The sequence below is a fragment of the Bacillus cereus group sp. BfR-BA-01316 genome, assembly GCF_022664195.1.
Taxonomy (GTDB): domain Bacteria; phylum Bacillota; class Bacilli; order Bacillales; family Bacillaceae_G; genus Bacillus_A.
In genome coordinates this window covers 1-14,931 of the sequence record NZ_JAKUGX010000035.1, presented here as the reverse complement: position 1 = coordinate 14,931, position 14,931 = coordinate 1, and the positions used below count along the sequence as shown (strand labels likewise).

Genomic DNA, 14,931 nt, shown 5'->3' with positions numbered 1-14,931 from the left:
GATTCCCCCTAATTAAAACTTTTCTGGATTTAATAATGCGTACACTAAGTACACCGTAATCGCTGCAACAATAACCGATAAGGCAATCATCATGATTGCTTCCCTTCTTTCACAACTTTATCTGACCAACTTGCCAGGCTTGCCATCGATGCAACTAATACAACAAATATCCCGATCATTACAACATCTAACATAGCTATCCCTCACTTTTTTGTTAAAATTTTACATTTACTCATCAAAAAAAGAACACTAAGCTCTACTTAGTGTTCGAAGTGAACAACACAAAGTAAACCTCCTCTCTAAACGCTTACGAGGTTAGCTGTCGGATTCGGGCCTAAAGAGTAGCCCTACTTTCAAAACTGAAAGATTCACCCCAAGTGACGATGCACAAAATTGGTTCCCCCGCTCCATTTCTGGAACTCAGCGATTTTAGGTTTTTTTGGAAATTTTATGAATGATTTATGAGAGTAAATATACTCCTCTATATTTAACTTGTAAAGAGGTGAATTACTTAAAATAAGAAAATATTCTGCCGTTTAAACGCTTACATTGAGTATTATTAATGTTCTTTCATCTATTTTCTTGTCTTTTCTTTCTTTTTCATAGAAATGATCTTTTAAATATGAAATAAAAAGAGCGAATGACATGAGGTGCATAGCTTGTTGCACTCAGCATTCGCTCTCTTTTCATTCAACTTTTATTCTTCACGCAAAAATGCACGTAAATTTCTCCCTCGAATATAAACTTGTGACAGTTCTGCATGTAGCTGCTCATATTCGATAATATCTGTTTTTAAATATAAAGCATCTTTCGATGGCAATATTATATATGGCCTTGGAAAAATAGGATCGAGCACTACCAATTCTTGAACTCGTTCTACCGATACCCCCCAACGATTCGCTATATCTCCTAGTAACAATACCTTCATCTTCGTTTCCCCCGTCCTATTCAAAAAATAAAAAAGAAATATTATCACAATTTGTAAACACGACAAATTTAGCTCCAATTGTTTCATAGAGCCTGGCCGGATATCGTTTATTCCTTGTAACAACAGTAATAGGCGCTTGAAAAGAAAAACGAATGCGTTCTGTGAAGAAACTAACTATCGGAAGCTCATCTCCTAGTAAAATCACCTTCTTAATACGCTCGCAAATACTAGTAAAATCCTGCTCCTTATTACAGCTATAAGCTGATTTAAATCCATAACCCTTAACTTCAGCTGCTATCTCTTCATTTGCTGTAAAAATAATTAACTCATGCTGAACTGCTACTAGCTCTCTTAAACTCTTTACCTTATTTTCTTCTCCAACACAAATAAGCGTTAATTCCATATACCTCATCCTCCTTAGCATAAAAGAACTCAAACATAGATTGATATTCTCCTATACTAATCAGATCGATGAAGTGATGTATCCATCAGGGCACCATCCTCTCTCAAAACGCTTACGAAGTTAGCTGTCGGATTCGGACTTTGAGAGTAGCCCTACTTTCAAAATTGAAAGATTCACCCCTAGTGACGACGCACAAATTGGTTCCTCCGCTCCATACAATTGGACTCAGCGTATTACAAAAAATGTATTCTGGCTGATATATTACTCCTGTATTTGGAAAAAGTAAACATAAAAAAAGCCAGTTAACAAACTGGCTTCTCATGTCTTTATACACGTGTATTATTCATCTTATATGCAAAATGATTCGTTGGTCCATGACCACTTCCAATATTCAACGGCTCTTCAATCGCTATACTAATAAATTGTTTTGCCTCTTGAACTGCTTCTTCGATTGAATACCCTTTAGCAAGTCCTGCTGTAACTGCAGAGGCGAATGTACATCCGCTTCCGTGCGTTTGCTTCGAAGGAATTCGTTCACTTCTAAATTCAATAAACTCTTCTCCATCAAAGAGTAAATCAATTACTTCATTACCTTGATATTCTGCATGCCCGCCCTTCATAAGAACATATTTAGCCCCTAATTCATGCAATACTTTCGCAGCTCCTTTACTATCTTCTATATTTTGAATCCCCATCCCAGTTAGCACTTCTGCCTCCGGAACATTCGGTGTTACAACAGTAGCTAGTGGCAATAAATATTCTTTTAATGCTTGTACTGCTTCTTGTTGTAATAATGACGCACCACCTTTAGCAATCATAACAGGATCTAGTACAATATTATTCCAGCCAAATTTCTTAATATGTTCTGCAACAATTTGAATAATTTCACTGCTAAATAGCATCCCTAGTTTCACAGCATCTGGTGTTAAATCCGTACCAATTGAATTCAGCTGTTCCGTAATTCCTTCTAAAGAAACAGGATATACCCCTTGAACGCCAAGCGTATTTTGAGCAGTAATTGCTGTAATAGCTGTCATTCCATACACACCAAGCTCTTGGAACGTTTTTAAATCTGCTTGAATTCCAGCACCGCCCCCGCTGTCTGATCCAGCAATTGTTAAAGCTTTATTTACTTTCATCTCTCTCATCCTCTTCTATCCAAAATAGCGATGATAAATTGTTTTCGCTTCACTTATATCTTTCGTTCCATGTACAAGTACACGCCCATCTTTGAAGGCAACTAATCTCTTTTCTTCAACAGAAAATGATAATAAATATGGGTTTACATTCAAATCATTCACGCGACCATTCAGCAGTTTTTTATATTGTTCAAAATCGATTTCCTCTTTATACGGTGGTCTAATTTGAACTGTATTTCTTCCGCATAAAACTGCTGTTTTCGATGTATTTTCTTTATTTAAATATGGATATAACGCATTCTCACCGCACGATGGACAATTATGCTTACGAAGTTTTTGCACATTCATACATGAATATTCATTCTTCCATACATCAAATGACACAAGTCCATCTCGAAGTGATTCGTAATCTTCCACTAACAGTTTCAGGGCTTCCGTTACTTGATGAGAAACGACAAGAGATACAGCAGGCGATATAATCCCCGCTGTATCACACGTCGCTCCGCCAAGCGGAATCGATTGTAACAAACAAGATAAACATGGCGTTTTACTAGGAAGAATTGTGTAAGAAAGGCCGTAACTACCTACACACGCTCCGTAAATCCACGGAATAGAATATTTTTGCGATATATCATTAACGATGAAACGTGTCTCGAAATTATCAGTCGCATCAATCATTACATCAACGTTTGTAACGAGTTCTTCTAATTCTTCAGCCGTTACATCTTGAACGAGAGCTTCTATTCTTACTTCACTATTAATCTCTTCTAGACGTTTCTTTGCCGCTACAGCTTTCGGAAGATTATTCTCTACATCGCTTTCTGCATACAATTGTTGTCTTTGTAAATTACTCCATTCTACATAATCACGGTCAACAATTGTTACCTTGCCAACACCTGCTCTTACAAACATTTCTGCATTTGCACTACCTAATGCACCCGCACCGATAATAAGTACATGCTTTTCACTTATCTTTTGTTGTCCTTCTTCCCCGATTGGAGAAAATAGTTCTTGGCGAGAATATCGATTATTCAACTACGCTCATTCCTTCTAAAGGACTACTTGCCGTTGCACAGCGCTTGCGTGCAATACGACCTGCTTCAAACCCTAAACGGCCTGCCTCAATACCTAATCTCATCGCGGATGCCATCTTAATAGAATCTTTTGCTCCTGATACAGCCGTATTTAATAACACGCCATCTGCTCCTAATTCCATTGCAAATGCCGCATCAGCTGGACTACCAATACCAGCGTCAACGATAACTGGTACTGTCGCTTGTTCAATAATGAAGCTTAAATTTAATGGATTTACAATGCCAAGTCCTGATCCGATTGGTGATGCTCCTGGCATAATCGCGTGCACACCAAGTTCTTGTAATTTACGTGCTAATACAACATCATCAGATGTATACGGAAGTACAATAAATCCTTCTTCCAGTAACATTTCAGATGCTTTCAATGTTTCTACTGGATCAGGTAATAACGTTTTATCATCACCAATAACTTCTACTTTTATCATGTCACAAAGCCCAGAAGCTTTTGCTAATTTTGCAATACGAACAGCTTCTTCAGCATTTTTTGCTCCTGCTGTATTCGGTAATAACGTATATTTTTTTACATCTAGTTTCTCTAATAAATTAGGCTGCTTTGCATCAAATATATCCATACGACGTACTGCAAATGTTAAAATTTCAGCTTCAGAAACATCAATTGCCTTTTGCTGCACATCAAAATCAGAGAATTTCCCTGTTCCTAATAAAAGTCTAGAATGAAATGAAAATGGTCCAATGTTTAACATAATCAACCGCCTCCTACGAAAGTTACAATCTCAATTTGGTCTCCATCAAAAACAGATGTATCGTTATGATCATCTTTTTGTAAAATATCTTTATTACGTTCTACTACAACAATTCTGTTATCTAACTCTAAATGTGTAAGTAACCCAGCTACTGTTTTTACACTCTCTGGTACTTCAACTTGGTTACCATTAATTTTTAAATTCAAACTTCCATCCCCTTTCTAAACCGTTTTAGAAAGCAATGAATCTAGCAAGTGATTCTCCTGCTTTCCTTCTATTAAATCAGCCATATACTGACCTGAAACAGGACTTAATAAAATGCCGTTTCGATAATGGCCCGTACAAGCATATAAACCTTTTATTTCTTCATGCTCTCCCATATAAGGAGCTTCATGATTTGATTGTGGCCTTAATCCTGCCCATGTGCTTTCCCATTCTGCTTCTTTTAAAGCAGGTAATATTGTATAAGCACGCTCTAATATGGAAGTAATACTTTCTGGTTGTACAGTTTTATTGAACGTATGAGGCTTCATCGTTGCTCCAATTACGTAACGCCCACCGCGCTTTGGGGCGATATAAAATCTTTCTTGGAAAATAGGAGCTTTCAATAACGGCTTCCTACTTCTTACTGCAACAACCTCTCCCTTAACAGGATATGTACCCCAATCACTATGGAAGTAATGTAGTAATTTCGTACTCCATGACCCTCCAGCAATAACGATTTTTTCGCATGTGATGATGCCTTCGCTCGTAACAATCCCAGTCACTGTATCATTTTCAATTCGAATATCAAATACTTCTGTTTGTTCATATATGTCAGCTCCAGAAAATGCTGCTGAGTGTGCGAATGCTTTCGTAAGCTCTGGCGCAATAACGTGACCGTCTTTTGGGTAATATACAGCCCCTATAATTGACTCGGAAAGAAACGGTTCTTTTTCCCGCAAACGATCCCCCGTTAGAAAATAGGAATCTTCACCTGTTTTCTGTTGCCAATCCATAATATGAAGAATTCTTTCTTTCTCCTCTTCAGTTTGGGCAATGCGATAAATACCTTTTTCTTCATACCCAATATCGATGCCTGTCTTTTCACGTAAAACTGCTGCAAGTTGTGGAAATATAGCACGGCTTTCTCTAGCAAGCTCAAACAACGGATCATATTCATCCCATTCTGCCTGAACACCGAGCAAACCAGCAGCTGCTTTCGAAGCTTCAGATGCGATTCTTTGTTTCTCTATAATCGCTACTTTATGCCCTCTTTCTGCTAGAAAGTGTGCAACTGAACTACCAATTACACCTCCGCCAATAATCGCTACATCATACTTCTTACACATGTTTTTCCGCCCACTTTCTTATTGATTCCTTATAAGATTTCGCTCTGCTATACGGATTACTACTGCTTATAATCCCGGACATAACAGCAATGCCACTTACACCATTTGCAAGAACATCACCTGTATTTTCAGGAGTGATTCCACCAATTGCAGTTATTGGTATGGATAAACATCTTGCCATATGAGCAATTTCTTCTAATCCTCTTGCTGGCACATCCTTTTTACAAGCCGTTGGAAATACATGACCGTAAACGAGTGAATCCGCTCCATTTTTAAATGCCACTATCGCTTCATCTAAAGAATGTACTGAATAGCCAACATGCAAATAAGAAAACTTTTCTTTCACCGACCTTACATCTGCGCTTCGATATCCTAGCTGCACACGCGGAATATTTAATAGAATAGCAATATCAATTCGATCATTTATCACTATCTTCGATGCCGGAAAGCCTTTCCCCAAAAGACTTTCCACACCTTCATACAATTCCTTCGTACTTTTCTCACGCTCACGAATATGCAAATAATCAATCTCACTCTCAATTTGCATCGCTACATTCACTAACTCTTCGAATGGCATGTGACCATTTGAGATTACATGGAGCTCATTTTTCATATTCATTCGCCTACTTTAAAATGTTTTCGAATAATTCATCGGCTGGAACGATTTCTTTCGTCATTCCTTTTTCTTTCAGCCATTTATTTTGTTTCTCCCATGACTCTTTTGAATCTGATAAGAATGGCTCATCTTTCGTTTCCATCTTCTCTAATAAAATTTTCATACTTTCTTTTTCAACTTCTGGTACTAGTGGGAAGTTTTCTTTTTCTTGATGATTTAATAAAATATTTAATGCTTCATCCGGATTTTTCTTCATGAAATCATATCCTTTTTTCGCACCACGTAAAAAGGCCTGTAATGCTTCTTTATCCTTTTTCAAAGTTTTATCACCTGTTACAAACACAAGCTCATGATAATTCGGCACACCGTAATCAGCTGGATTAAAGTACGCTGGTTCATGGCCCTCATGACGCATGACAGGTACTTCATGGTTAATGTATGCTCCTGTTACAGCATCCACTTTTTTCGTAATTAACGCTGGTACTAAATCGAATCCAACATCGACTACTTTTACTGTATCTGGATTACCACCATCTTCTTTTACCATCGTTTTTAAATATGCTTCACTTAAAGGTGTTCCAGAATATCCAACTGTTTTTCCTTCTAAGTCTTTAGGTGACTTAATACCTGCTGATTTCAGCGATACAACATGATTTAACGGCGAACGTACGACAGCTCCAATTGATTTCACTGGAATTTGTTCATTTGCTTTTGCCATGACAACATCTGGTTGATAATACAAACCAACTGTCACTTTCCCTGCTGCTGCTAGCGTTAATGGATCAGTCGGATTAGAAGGGAATTTAATATTCACCTTGACTCCTTCTTCTTTAAAGTATCCTTTTTCAATTGCCGTATAAATAAAGCTATGTACCGCATTGGGGTACCAATCAAGCATTACTGTTATTTCTTTTTCTGATTTATTCTTATCCGATGCCGAGTTACTCGAACATCCTGCAATCATTGCAACTAATAATGTAAACACAAAGATGCGTTTTAATAATTTCATGAATGTTTCCTCCAACTAATAAATTTCTTTTCTAATATCGAAACAAGTATGACGAAGAAAATAGCTAATAATGATAACAATACAATTGGTGCAAATACACCAGCTCCGTCTAACTGCGTCATCATTCTTTTACTGAAATATCCAAGCCCAGCTTGTGCACCGAGCCATTCTCCAATTGCTGCCCCGATAACACTAAGCGGAACTGCAATTTTTAACGCTGAGAAAAAGTAAGGAAGAGCAGATGGCAATTTTAGCTTTAGAAAAATATCTTTTTTCGTTGCACCATACGTAACTAAGAGCTCCTCCCATTCTTTATTCGTACTACGCAGTCCATCATACGTATTTACCGCAATTGGGAAAAATGTAATTAAAACTGTGACAACAACCTTGCTCCAAATGGTATATCCAAACCATAAAACAAATAGCGGCGCAAGTGCTGTAATCGGGATTGTTTGTGAAGCTACTAATAATGGATAAAATGCTCTTTCCATCCACGTACTCGCATTCATTAACATTGCTAGCCCTACGCCCAGTACGATAGAAATAACAACGCCTATTAAAACGACGTACAACGTTGCAGGTAAATGAACCGTAAATAATATATCTTTCAGCGCCCATATCTTCATTACAATTGCAGAAGGTGATGGCAAAATGTACATCTCATCTACAATTCTTGCTCCTACTTCCCATAGAGCAAGTAAAATTCCACTTACTGTTAGGGCAGGTAATAGCTCCTTCAAACGATTCATCATACAAGTACCTGCCTTTGTAACATACTAAGGAGCTCTTCTTTAAGCGCTAACACTTCAGGCTTATATAAATCTTTTCTTGTTCGGTTACGATCAAGCGGCACAATTCGCTCAGTTAAAGTTGCTATCGGTTGATTTTCTACAACCAAAATTCGATTAGAAAGAAACAATGCTTCCTCAACATCATGAGTGATAAATAAAATTGTTTTTTCCCACTCTTTCCATTGTTCAAACAACCATTCTTGCAAAGATGCCTTCGTTAAAGCGTCCAATGCACTAAACGGTTCATCTAACAATAATATCTCCCCGCCTGTTAATAAAGTTCGGATAAAAGATACGCGTTGTCTCATACCACCAGATAAATCTTTCGGATATTTTTTCTCGTACCCTTGTAAACCAAATTTATGTAACAGTTCTTTCGCTTTTACTTGTGCTTCTTTCTTCTGCACACCTTGGCACTCTAGCGGTAAAGCCGCATTCTCAATAATCGTCCTCCACGGCAAGAGCATATCTTTTTGGGGCATATACCCTACAGAATGACTCTTTGTTTCTGTCAGCTCTATCTGTCCAGTACTTGCCTCTTCTAAGCCTGTAATAAGGCGAAATAAAGTACTTTTCCCGCATCCACTCGGTCCGATAATACTTACAAACTCTTTATCTTGTATAGAAGCATTTAATTCATCGATGATTGGTTTCTCATCATAATGAAAGGAAACATTATGAAACCGTAGTATGCTCTTGCTCCTCAAAACCCCACATCTCCTTACGATAAGCCATATCCCAGAATAAATATTCAAATCGGCTGGAATATAAGAAAATCTCCTCTAATCGGTCTAGTTCTTTCTCTGACTTTCCAACTGCCATTTCATTTAATAAATCTATTAACCAAATACAAAGGTTACCGTATTCTTCAGAACTATATCCTTGAATCCACTCTCCAAAGAACTCATGATCTCTTGCTCCCGGAATATCATTTAAACGCTTTCCAATCTCCCAATAGCTCCACATACATGGAAGTAAAGCTGATATTAATTCTGCAAGCGTGCCATTTTGAGATACAGACATCATGTAATTTGTATAGGCTAAATTTTTAGCAGATGGTTTCGCAGATTCCATCTCTTGTGCAGAAATGCCAAGTCTTTTTGCATACTGTTTATGAATCGTCATTTCACCATTTAAAATCCCATCAATTTGCTCTGCAAACTTTGCCATAACTTGTGGATTCGTTGCCTTTACAACCCCAATTGCATATAGCTTTGCATAATCTAACAAATATAAATAATCTTGAATAATATAGTACTGGAATTTGTCTTTTTCCAACGTACCATCTCCCATACCTACTACAAACGGATGATTATGACTTTTCTCCCAAACAGGCTGCACCGTATCAAATAATCTTTCACAAAATTTCATTAATAATTCCCCTTCCTATATATCTATTTATCTCAATAAAAAAACCACTTCTGTATATAAGAAGTGGTTACAGCAAATAAAATTATAATTTATTCGTTGTTCCACTTCCCTTCGCTAGTATTATCTAGATCAGGTGTTGTAAGGGTTAAGGATTATTCCTCTCTCAGCACGAAAAGCACCCCTAGTGGTGTTAATATGAAATTTTCAAATAAAAAAGCCCCGTTTCTATACGCAAAGAAACGGGGACTCATTGTTAATGTCCGAATTGCTTCCCTACGCTAGCATAATCTAGATCAGGTAATAAAAAGGATCAAAGGCTTACGGCCCTACTCTCAGCTGGCAACACCAGCCCTCCTAGCAAACTATAAAATTATCACTGTCAGTATAACACCGCCATAAGACATCATCAACTGTTTTAATTTTCTTAATTGCGAATTAAATCTTAACGTGTTAAACAAATATAAATGCACCCCCACAAATGATATATACAATATTTATATACGAATCTCTCTTCTAACATTATTTTTATTGATTTCATATTACATTTATGTGAATACGACCAATATATTATATCTTTATACTATAATAAAATTACAACTATACAACTAGAGGAGGTCTTTATTACATGAATATGAAAGCTACAGCTTTAACAGCAACTACTATCGCAATTGCTTCTTTACTTCCTTCTATGGGAGAATCCGATATACAAACAGCGGCTGCTAAGCAACCATCTACAGTAAAAACTGGATATGTAAAAATTGACAACGTTGCACTACATCAAAATAACCATGCAGACAGTGCAATAATTGATAACATTCGATTTAATAGCCCTGTTACTATTCTTGAGACAACTCAAGATTGGTATAAAGTATCTGTTAACAACAAAACAGGCTATATGAAAAAAGATGCAATTCTATTCAAAAAAAATGTTCAACCAAAGTATCAATATATCGTAAATGCAAACGCATTAAACGTTCGTTCTGAACCTAATACAGAGTCTTCTATTCTAGATATATTACCAAATGGTCAATTCATTACCATTCAAGGTGAACAAGGGGATTGGTACAAAATATTACATAACGGTCAAATTGGATACGCACAAAAAACATTTGTATCTAATGGATCCACACCTCTAGTAAAAGGTGTAACTGTACAAGGTTCTCCTTCTTATACTGTTGCAACACCAAAATTAAATGTACGTAGCAATGCTAGTACAAGTAGCACTCTACTTGGCTCATTACAAAATGGTACACAAGTACAAGTAGTAGAAACGGTAGGTACTTGGTATAAAATTCGTTTTGGCACAGGATACGGATATGTAGCAAAACACTATGTAGTGCAAAATCAAGCACAAGCTAAAACAGCTCAACCTGCATCAATTCCAGCAGTTTTCAAATTCCCTACTCAAGGGAAAATCAGCTCCACTTTTGATATGCGCTGGGAGCAAATGCATTATGGTATAGATATAGCAGCACAAGGAAATGTCTCTATTCAAGCTGCTGCTGCAGGTAAAGTTGTGAAATCTTATTATTCGGCTAGCTACGGCAATGTCGTGTTCATCGCCCATCAAATAAATGGGAAATTATATACAACAGTTTATGCTCATATGAAGGATCGCACTGTACAAGCTGGTGATCAAGTACAAACTGGACAATTAGTAGGTCATATGGGAAACACAGGTCATTCATACGGGCAACATCTCCATTTCGAATTACATAATGGAGAATGGAATTTTGAAAAAACAAATGCAGTAAACCCACTGCCATATTTAGTTAGGTAAATTATATGCCGCGCAATATACCTCTATTTATTGAATACCTGGCCTTTTTAGGTTTAATCTGTTGTTTAATCATTTATAATACGAACATTGTATTTTTATCTATTATTATTGCTTTTGTTGCTTTAGAAATCATTATGGAAGCATTACAAATGCGGCTAAAACAAAGAATTGCCCATATTTATAATGCAATTTTTCTTTTGAGTGCTCTTATAACAAATATAATTAGTAATGGTTTTTATTTATCTACCGTACTTCCTGTATTCCTTATAGGTGTTTTATTATTCATAGCTAGATACATTCATGTTCCTAATAACCAAAAACATGAACAAGAAGCTTAGAAAGAGGAGACACTGTGTACCAATCTTTCAAAGATAATCCAATGAAATATATATTGAATTTATATGAAAAAATGAATACTTTTTTTGGTATACAAGGAAGTTATACTGCACAATTTCTCCTTTATGGAATGTTATTTCTTATCTTAGTTACTTTCTCCTTGTTTTACTAACAAAAAAGGATCTCACATAAACTTGAGATCCTTTTTAATTTATATTAATTTTTAATATGTAAAATACGGTTTATCCACAAGCATATTTTTCATAAATAAAACTAAGATTATATTTTTTCTCTAGGCTCATTCTTTGTTCATCGTCGCACCAATAGAAAAGAATATCATGAATCGTTGCATAACGCTTATTTTTAAGAAATAGTTTAAAGAATGATGGTAAACAATCATGTAATTGTATAAATATATAATTGCGTAGTATTTCTTCTTTGTATTCAATTCCCTTACAAATATACAGTAATTCTTCACAATAATATGCATGCTGTGGAACTTGGATCATTTCGAAAAATGGTACATATGATAGTAACTTTCCAATAAAATGACCATACCGATCCATTACCCCTATCGTCATATGCTCCATCATTTCTTTCATCACATATAAATAATCATCTACATGAGTTGTCTTTAAAGGGTCTAATCGATCGGAAATTTGTGAAAGTACAGCTCTTTGACAAGCTAAAACTGCTTGACTAGGTCCATAATATGATAGGAAGTCTGTACACTTACGATACTTTCGTAATAAGTCATGTGTATATAAATCATACACAAAAGTATTACAATACATTGCCAGACTCATCATATCACTATTTAATTGCTCTTTTGATAGTGTTTTCGCTCGCTTACATATATAAAAGAATGTAAATTCCAATACTTCTTTATGAGATAATAGATGTTTGCAATCTGTTATACATTTCTCATTAAATTTAACTCGATTCCAAATTTCTACATCCTCAGCTGTTAATTCACCAATACGATATTTAATAATTAAATAGTTTAAAGCAACTGCTTTCGTCAAAAGATCCCATGTTTCATACTCCAATGAAGTTTGGACAAATTCATCTAGCCCTTGGGTTATCATAAAAGCATTTGCCTCTTCATACCAACCAATCTCTTGACATAAACGAAGAATACGTACTAGAGTTGGAATTCCATCTTTATGAAACTGCGGTAAATTCTTTACTTTATTCATGCCATATACGATAAATGCCGCTAAATTTTCTTCTTTATAAAATTCTTTTTCTTTCCATACTAATATAGTTCGCTCTTTCCCTTCACCTTTTGGATGACAAGGTACAAGCAAAGAAAATAACTCAGCGAAATTATTTGGTTCTATATATGTATCTGTAACCAAATTCCAATTTGGATCGCCCTGTACAGCCCTCATATAATTCCCCTTCCCTTTTTATCCCGCATTAACGGGCAGTAAGACTCCCACCTCAAAATTCAGTGAATGCGAGGAAGTTAGGTGGGAGATAAAACTGCCCGTAAAAGCCCGATTGGTTCAACTAATAATCATTGGGGGATGGACAAAACCCCCAATAATTAAAGTTTCACTTTATCTACGTAGGAAATATTAATTCATTATTACAACACTAAAAATAAATATTGTTATATTCAAAACCTGTCATAATACTTATATCTCTCAGTATATCATTTTTTCTCTTATTAAAAATTAGGAATGACAAATTTGAAAAAACTGTCAAAAATATTGACTCTATACTTATTATATAATGTCTCAGATACATCACGCTAACATATTAGTTTAATCCGTATATACTAGAATAATGTATCTGATCTTTATACATAATTTATTCCGTATGCTCTGAGATTTCACTTAAAGCAAACCCTGCTTGATCATCTGCTGATTTTCTTATAGCTAAATCACCTAGTGCTAGCATCCCAACAAGTTGACCGCTCTCAACTACCGGTAACCGTCTAATTTGATATTGTGCCATTAATTCTGTAGCTTTTTCAATAGAATCATTTGGAGAAACTGAAACAATGTTTGTTGTCATTACATTTGTAATTTGATTAGATCCAGGATGTTTTTCAGCAATCCCACGAACAACTAAGTCTCGATCAGTAACAAGCCCCACAACTTGTTTATTTTCAATAACAGGAATCAATCCAACCGATTCTTCCTTCATTTTTAAAGCTGCCTCATATACATTGTCTAATGGTGTACAATGTACGATATGAGTACTCATAAGTTCTCTAACTTGTGTCATTTTTCATCTCCTCCTTTTAATACATACCATAGCTTTTCCTAAATCCCTTTATTTATTTCAGGAAAATAAGGTGATAAAAAGAGGCTTATACATAATAAAAAAGAGTCAGCAATATGCTGACTCTTTTTTTTATGACCCGTACGGGATTCGAACCCGTGTTACCGCCGTGAAAGGGCGGTGTCTTAACCACTTGACCAACGGGCCATGGCTCCGCAGGTAGGACTCGAACCTACGACCGATCGGTTAACAGCCGATAGCTCTACCACTGAGCTACTGCGGAATATATATGGTGGGCCTAAATGGACTCGAACCATCGACCTCACGCTTATCAGGCGTGCGCTCTAACCAGCTGAGCTATAGGCCCATATACTTTACAGGGGCAGTAGGACTCGAACCCACACTGGAGGTTTTGGAGACCTCAGTTCTACCTTTAAACTATGCCCCTAAATGATGCCGGCTAGAGGACTTGAACCCCCAACCTACTGATTACAAGTCAGTTGCTCTACCAATTGAGCTAAGCCGGCATAAAATAAAAAAAAAATAAAAAAATGATGGCTCGGGACGGAATCGAACCGCCGACACGAGGATTTTCAGTCCTCTGCTCTACCGACTGAGCTACCGAGCCAACATAAAATGGCGGTCCCGACCGGGGTCGAACCGGCGATCTCCTGCGTGACAGGCAGGCATGTTAACCACTACACCACGGGACCATTGGTTGCGGGGACAGGATTTGAACCTGCGACCTTCGGATTATGAGCCCGACGAGCTACCGTACTGCTCCACCCCGCGACGATATTATGTTTTAAAAATAAATGGAGGAGGTAGAGGGATTCGAACCCCCGCGCGACTCTCGCCGCCTGTCGGTTTTCAAGACCGATCCCTTCAGCCGAACTTGGGTATACCTCCGACATATAAAAAACAAAGTGGAGCCTAGCGGGATCGAACCGCTGACCTCCTGCGTGCAAGGCAGGCGCTCTCCCAGCTGAGCTAAGGCCCCATGTTTTTGGGAAAATCGGGAAGACAGGATTTGAACCTGCGACCCCCTGGTCCCAAACCAGGTGCTCTACCAAGCTGAGCCACTTCCCGTTAATAAAAGCGCGCCCGAGAGGAGTCGAACCCCTAACCTCTTGATCCGTAGTCAAACGCTCTATCCAATTGAGCTACGGGCGCATATGGTGCCGAGGGCGGGGG

General features: G+C 37.1%; 18 protein-coding genes, 12 tRNA genes and 4 riboswitches. Of the genes, 2 read left to right on the top strand and 28 right to left on the bottom strand.

The genetic code is table 11. The features are described from left to right. Positions 1-12: 12 nt before the first annotated feature. The 14 genes from kdpF to tenA form a co-directional block, all read right to left on the bottom strand. On the bottom strand, positions 13-93 hold the full coding sequence (gene kdpF, locus MR071_RS21265; protein ID WP_000972378.1) for a K(+)-transporting ATPase subunit F: 81 nt from the start codon (positions 91-93) through the stop codon (positions 13-15). Further along, entirely contained in the window at positions 90-194 is a 105-nt protein-coding gene (locus MR071_RS21260) for a SipW-dependent-type signal peptide-containing protein (protein WP_000887889.1), read from the bottom strand. Before MR071_RS21260 ends, kdpF begins: the two co-directional genes overlap by 4 nt. A 96-nt stretch (positions 195-290) precedes the next feature. Then, positions 291-436: riboswitch (cyclic di-AMP (ydaO/yuaA leader) on the bottom strand. Between the two features lie 261 nt (positions 437-697). Then, on the bottom strand, positions 698-928 hold the full coding sequence (locus MR071_RS21255; RefSeq protein WP_242237860.1) for a hypothetical protein: 231 nt from the start codon (positions 926-928) through the stop codon (positions 698-700). Between the two features lie 16 nt (positions 929-944). Continuing rightward, positions 945-1,331, bottom strand: coding sequence for a hypothetical protein (locus MR071_RS21250; RefSeq protein ID WP_242237858.1), 387 nt, complete (start codon positions 1,329-1,331; stop codon positions 945-947). 93 nt (positions 1,332-1,424) lie between these two features. After that, positions 1,425-1,572, bottom strand: a riboswitch (cyclic di-AMP (ydaO/yuaA leader). Positions 1,573-1,657: 85 nt separating this feature from the next. Further along, on the bottom strand, positions 1,658-2,470 hold the full coding sequence (gene thiD / locus MR071_RS21245) for a bifunctional hydroxymethylpyrimidine kinase/phosphomethylpyrimidine kinase (RefSeq protein WP_242237856.1): 813 nt from the start codon (positions 2,468-2,470) through the stop codon (positions 1,658-1,660). Positions 2,471-2,485: 15 nt separating this feature from the next. Continuing rightward, positions 2,486-3,505, bottom strand: coding sequence for a thiazole biosynthesis adenylyltransferase ThiF (thiF, locus tag MR071_RS21240; RefSeq protein ID WP_242237854.1), 1,020 nt, complete (start codon positions 3,503-3,505; stop codon positions 2,486-2,488). Next, a complete protein-coding gene (gene thiG / locus MR071_RS21235; RefSeq protein WP_242237852.1) occupies positions 3,498-4,268 on the bottom strand; it encodes a thiazole synthase in 771 nt (256 codons plus the stop codon). Before thiG ends, thiF begins: the two co-directional genes overlap by 8 nt. A 2-nt stretch (positions 4,269-4,270) precedes the next feature. Beyond that, entirely contained in the window at positions 4,271-4,474 is a 204-nt protein-coding gene (gene thiS, locus MR071_RS21230) for a sulfur carrier protein ThiS (RefSeq protein ID WP_105585848.1), read from the bottom strand. Between the two features lie 15 nt (positions 4,475-4,489). Next, positions 4,490-5,599, bottom strand: coding sequence for a glycine oxidase ThiO (gene thiO, locus MR071_RS21225; protein ID WP_242237850.1), 1,110 nt, complete (start codon positions 5,597-5,599; stop codon positions 4,490-4,492). Next, the gene (gene tenI, locus MR071_RS21220; protein ID WP_113936771.1) at positions 5,592-6,212 is read right to left on the bottom strand and encodes a thiazole tautomerase TenI; all 621 of its coding nucleotides are present in this window, start codon (positions 6,210-6,212) and stop codon (positions 5,592-5,594) included. Before tenI ends, thiO begins: the two co-directional genes overlap by 8 nt. Before the next feature lie 10 nt (positions 6,213-6,222). After that, positions 6,223-7,224, bottom strand: a complete 1,002-nt coding sequence (locus MR071_RS21215; protein ID WP_242237848.1) for an ABC transporter substrate-binding protein — start codon at positions 7,222-7,224, stop codon at positions 6,223-6,225. Next, positions 7,221-7,973, bottom strand: a complete 753-nt coding sequence (locus MR071_RS21210; RefSeq protein ID WP_242237915.1) for an ABC transporter permease — start codon at positions 7,971-7,973, stop codon at positions 7,221-7,223. The genes MR071_RS21215 and MR071_RS21210 overlap by 4 nt, the downstream gene beginning before the upstream one ends. Continuing rightward, on the bottom strand, positions 7,973-8,722 hold the full coding sequence (locus MR071_RS21205; RefSeq protein WP_242237847.1) for an ABC transporter ATP-binding protein: 750 nt from the start codon (positions 8,720-8,722) through the stop codon (positions 7,973-7,975). Before MR071_RS21205 ends, MR071_RS21210 begins: the two co-directional genes overlap by 1 nt. Next, positions 8,691-9,386: a thiaminase II gene (gene tenA, locus MR071_RS21200; RefSeq protein WP_002159241.1), complete on the bottom strand. Its 696-nt coding sequence runs from the start codon at positions 9,384-9,386 to the stop codon at positions 8,691-8,693. The genes MR071_RS21205 and tenA overlap by 32 nt, the downstream gene beginning before the upstream one ends. An 89-nt stretch (positions 9,387-9,475) precedes the next feature. Continuing rightward, positions 9,476-9,579: riboswitch (TPP riboswitch) on the bottom strand. 60 nt (positions 9,580-9,639) lie between these two features. Further along, positions 9,640-9,752: riboswitch (TPP riboswitch) on the bottom strand. Positions 9,753-10,011: 259 nt separating this feature from the next. On the opposite strand from tenA, the gene MR071_RS21195 reads away from it, so the two are divergent. Continuing rightward, positions 10,012-11,166 carry an SH3 domain-containing protein gene (locus tag MR071_RS21195; protein WP_242237846.1) on the top strand — a complete coding sequence of 385 codons (1,155 nt, stop codon included), beginning with the start codon at positions 10,012-10,014 and terminating at the stop codon, positions 11,164-11,166. A gap of 5 nt (positions 11,167-11,171) precedes the next feature. Further along, complete coding sequence (locus MR071_RS21190) at positions 11,172-11,504, top strand: hypothetical protein (protein ID WP_105585855.1); 333 nt, start codon at positions 11,172-11,174, stop codon at positions 11,502-11,504. Between the two features lie 240 nt (positions 11,505-11,744). Here the strand turns inward: MR071_RS21190 and MR071_RS21185 are convergent, their stop codons facing one another. The 14 genes from MR071_RS21185 to MR071_RS21120 all read right to left on the bottom strand — a co-directional run bounded on the left by MR071_RS21185 (position 11,745) and on the right by MR071_RS21120 (position 14,910). Continuing rightward, on the bottom strand, positions 11,745-12,896 hold the full coding sequence (locus MR071_RS21185; RefSeq protein ID WP_105585857.1) for a DUF3965 domain-containing protein: 1,152 nt from the start codon (positions 12,894-12,896) through the stop codon (positions 11,745-11,747). 424 nt (positions 12,897-13,320) lie between these two features. Continuing rightward, on the bottom strand, positions 13,321-13,740 hold the full coding sequence (locus MR071_RS21180) for a CBS domain-containing protein (RefSeq protein ID WP_105585858.1): 420 nt from the start codon (positions 13,738-13,740) through the stop codon (positions 13,321-13,323). A 132-nt stretch (positions 13,741-13,872) separates the two neighbouring features. Continuing rightward, positions 13,873-13,944, bottom strand: a tRNA-Glu gene (locus tag MR071_RS21175). Between the two features lies 1 nt (position 13,945). Further along, positions 13,946-14,020: transfer RNA gene (locus tag MR071_RS21170), tRNA-Asn, on the bottom strand. A 7-nt stretch (positions 14,021-14,027) separates the two neighbouring features. Continuing rightward, positions 14,028-14,104 (bottom strand) — tRNA-Ile (locus tag MR071_RS21165). A gap of 10 nt (positions 14,105-14,114) precedes the next feature. Next, positions 14,115-14,185 (bottom strand) — tRNA-Trp (locus MR071_RS21160). Positions 14,186-14,191: 6 nt separating this feature from the next. Further along, positions 14,192-14,264 (bottom strand) — tRNA-Thr (locus tag MR071_RS21155). Positions 14,265-14,292: 28 nt separating this feature from the next. Continuing rightward, positions 14,293-14,365 (bottom strand) — tRNA-Phe (locus tag MR071_RS21150). Between the two features lie 9 nt (positions 14,366-14,374). Next, positions 14,375-14,450 (bottom strand) — tRNA-Asp (locus MR071_RS21145). 2 nt (positions 14,451-14,452) lie between these two features. Beyond that, positions 14,453-14,529, bottom strand: a tRNA-Met gene (locus MR071_RS21140). 24 nt (positions 14,530-14,553) lie between these two features. Continuing rightward, a tRNA-Ser gene (locus MR071_RS21135) sits at positions 14,554-14,646 on the bottom strand. 18 nt (positions 14,647-14,664) lie between these two features. Beyond that, positions 14,665-14,737 (bottom strand) — tRNA-Ala (locus MR071_RS21130). Between the two features lie 15 nt (positions 14,738-14,752). After that, positions 14,753-14,826 (bottom strand) — tRNA-Pro (locus MR071_RS21125). Positions 14,827-14,836: 10 nt separating this feature from the next. Continuing rightward, positions 14,837-14,910 (bottom strand) — tRNA-Arg (locus MR071_RS21120). Between the last annotated feature and the right edge of the window lie 21 nt (positions 14,911-14,931).

What these genes read in the sequence shown, in the direction of transcription:
- kdpF (WP_000972378.1), bottom strand. Translation starts at nt 93, where the DNA reads ATGATGATTGCCTTATCGGTTATTGTTGCAGCGATTACGGTGTACTTA.
- MR071_RS21260 (WP_000887889.1), bottom strand. Translation starts at nt 194, where the DNA reads ATGTTAGATGTTGTAATGATCGGGATATTTGTTGTATTAGTTGCATCG.
- MR071_RS21255 (WP_242237860.1), bottom strand. Translation starts at nt 928, where the DNA reads ATGAAGGTATTGTTACTAGGAGATATAGCGAATCGTTGGGGGGTATCG.
- MR071_RS21250 (WP_242237858.1), bottom strand. Translation starts at nt 1,331, where the DNA reads ATGGAATTAACGCTTATTTGTGTTGGAGAAGAAAATAAGGTAAAGAGT.
- thiD (WP_242237856.1), bottom strand. Translation starts at nt 2,470, where the DNA reads ATGAAAGTAAATAAAGCTTTAACAATTGCTGGATCAGACAGCGGGGGC.
- thiG (WP_242237852.1), bottom strand. Translation starts at nt 4,268, where the DNA reads ATGTTAAACATTGGACCATTTTCATTTCATTCTAGACTTTTATTAGGA.
- thiO (WP_242237850.1), bottom strand. Translation starts at nt 5,599, where the DNA reads ATGTGTAAGAAGTATGATGTAGCGATTATTGGCGGAGGTGTAATTGGT.
- tenI (WP_113936771.1), bottom strand. Translation starts at nt 6,212, where the DNA reads ATGAAAAATGAGCTCCATGTAATCTCAAATGGTCACATGCCATTCGAA.
- MR071_RS21215 (WP_242237848.1), bottom strand. Translation starts at nt 7,224, where the DNA reads ATGAAATTATTAAAACGCATCTTTGTGTTTACATTATTAGTTGCAATG.
- MR071_RS21210 (WP_242237915.1), bottom strand. Translation starts at nt 7,973, where the DNA reads ATGAATCGTTTGAAGGAGCTATTACCTGCCCTAACAGTAAGTGGAATT.
- tenA (WP_002159241.1), bottom strand. Translation starts at nt 9,386, where the DNA reads ATGAAATTTTGTGAAAGATTATTTGATACGGTGCAGCCTGTTTGGGAG.
- MR071_RS21195 (WP_242237846.1), top strand. Translation starts at nt 10,012, where the DNA reads ATGAATATGAAAGCTACAGCTTTAACAGCAACTACTATCGCAATTGCT.
- MR071_RS21190 (WP_105585855.1), top strand. Translation starts at nt 11,172, where the DNA reads ATGCCGCGCAATATACCTCTATTTATTGAATACCTGGCCTTTTTAGGT.
- MR071_RS21185 (WP_105585857.1), bottom strand. Translation starts at nt 12,896, where the DNA reads ATGAGGGCTGTACAGGGCGATCCAAATTGGAATTTGGTTACAGATACA.
- MR071_RS21180 (WP_105585858.1), bottom strand. Translation starts at nt 13,740, where the DNA reads ATGACACAAGTTAGAGAACTTATGAGTACTCATATCGTACATTGTACA.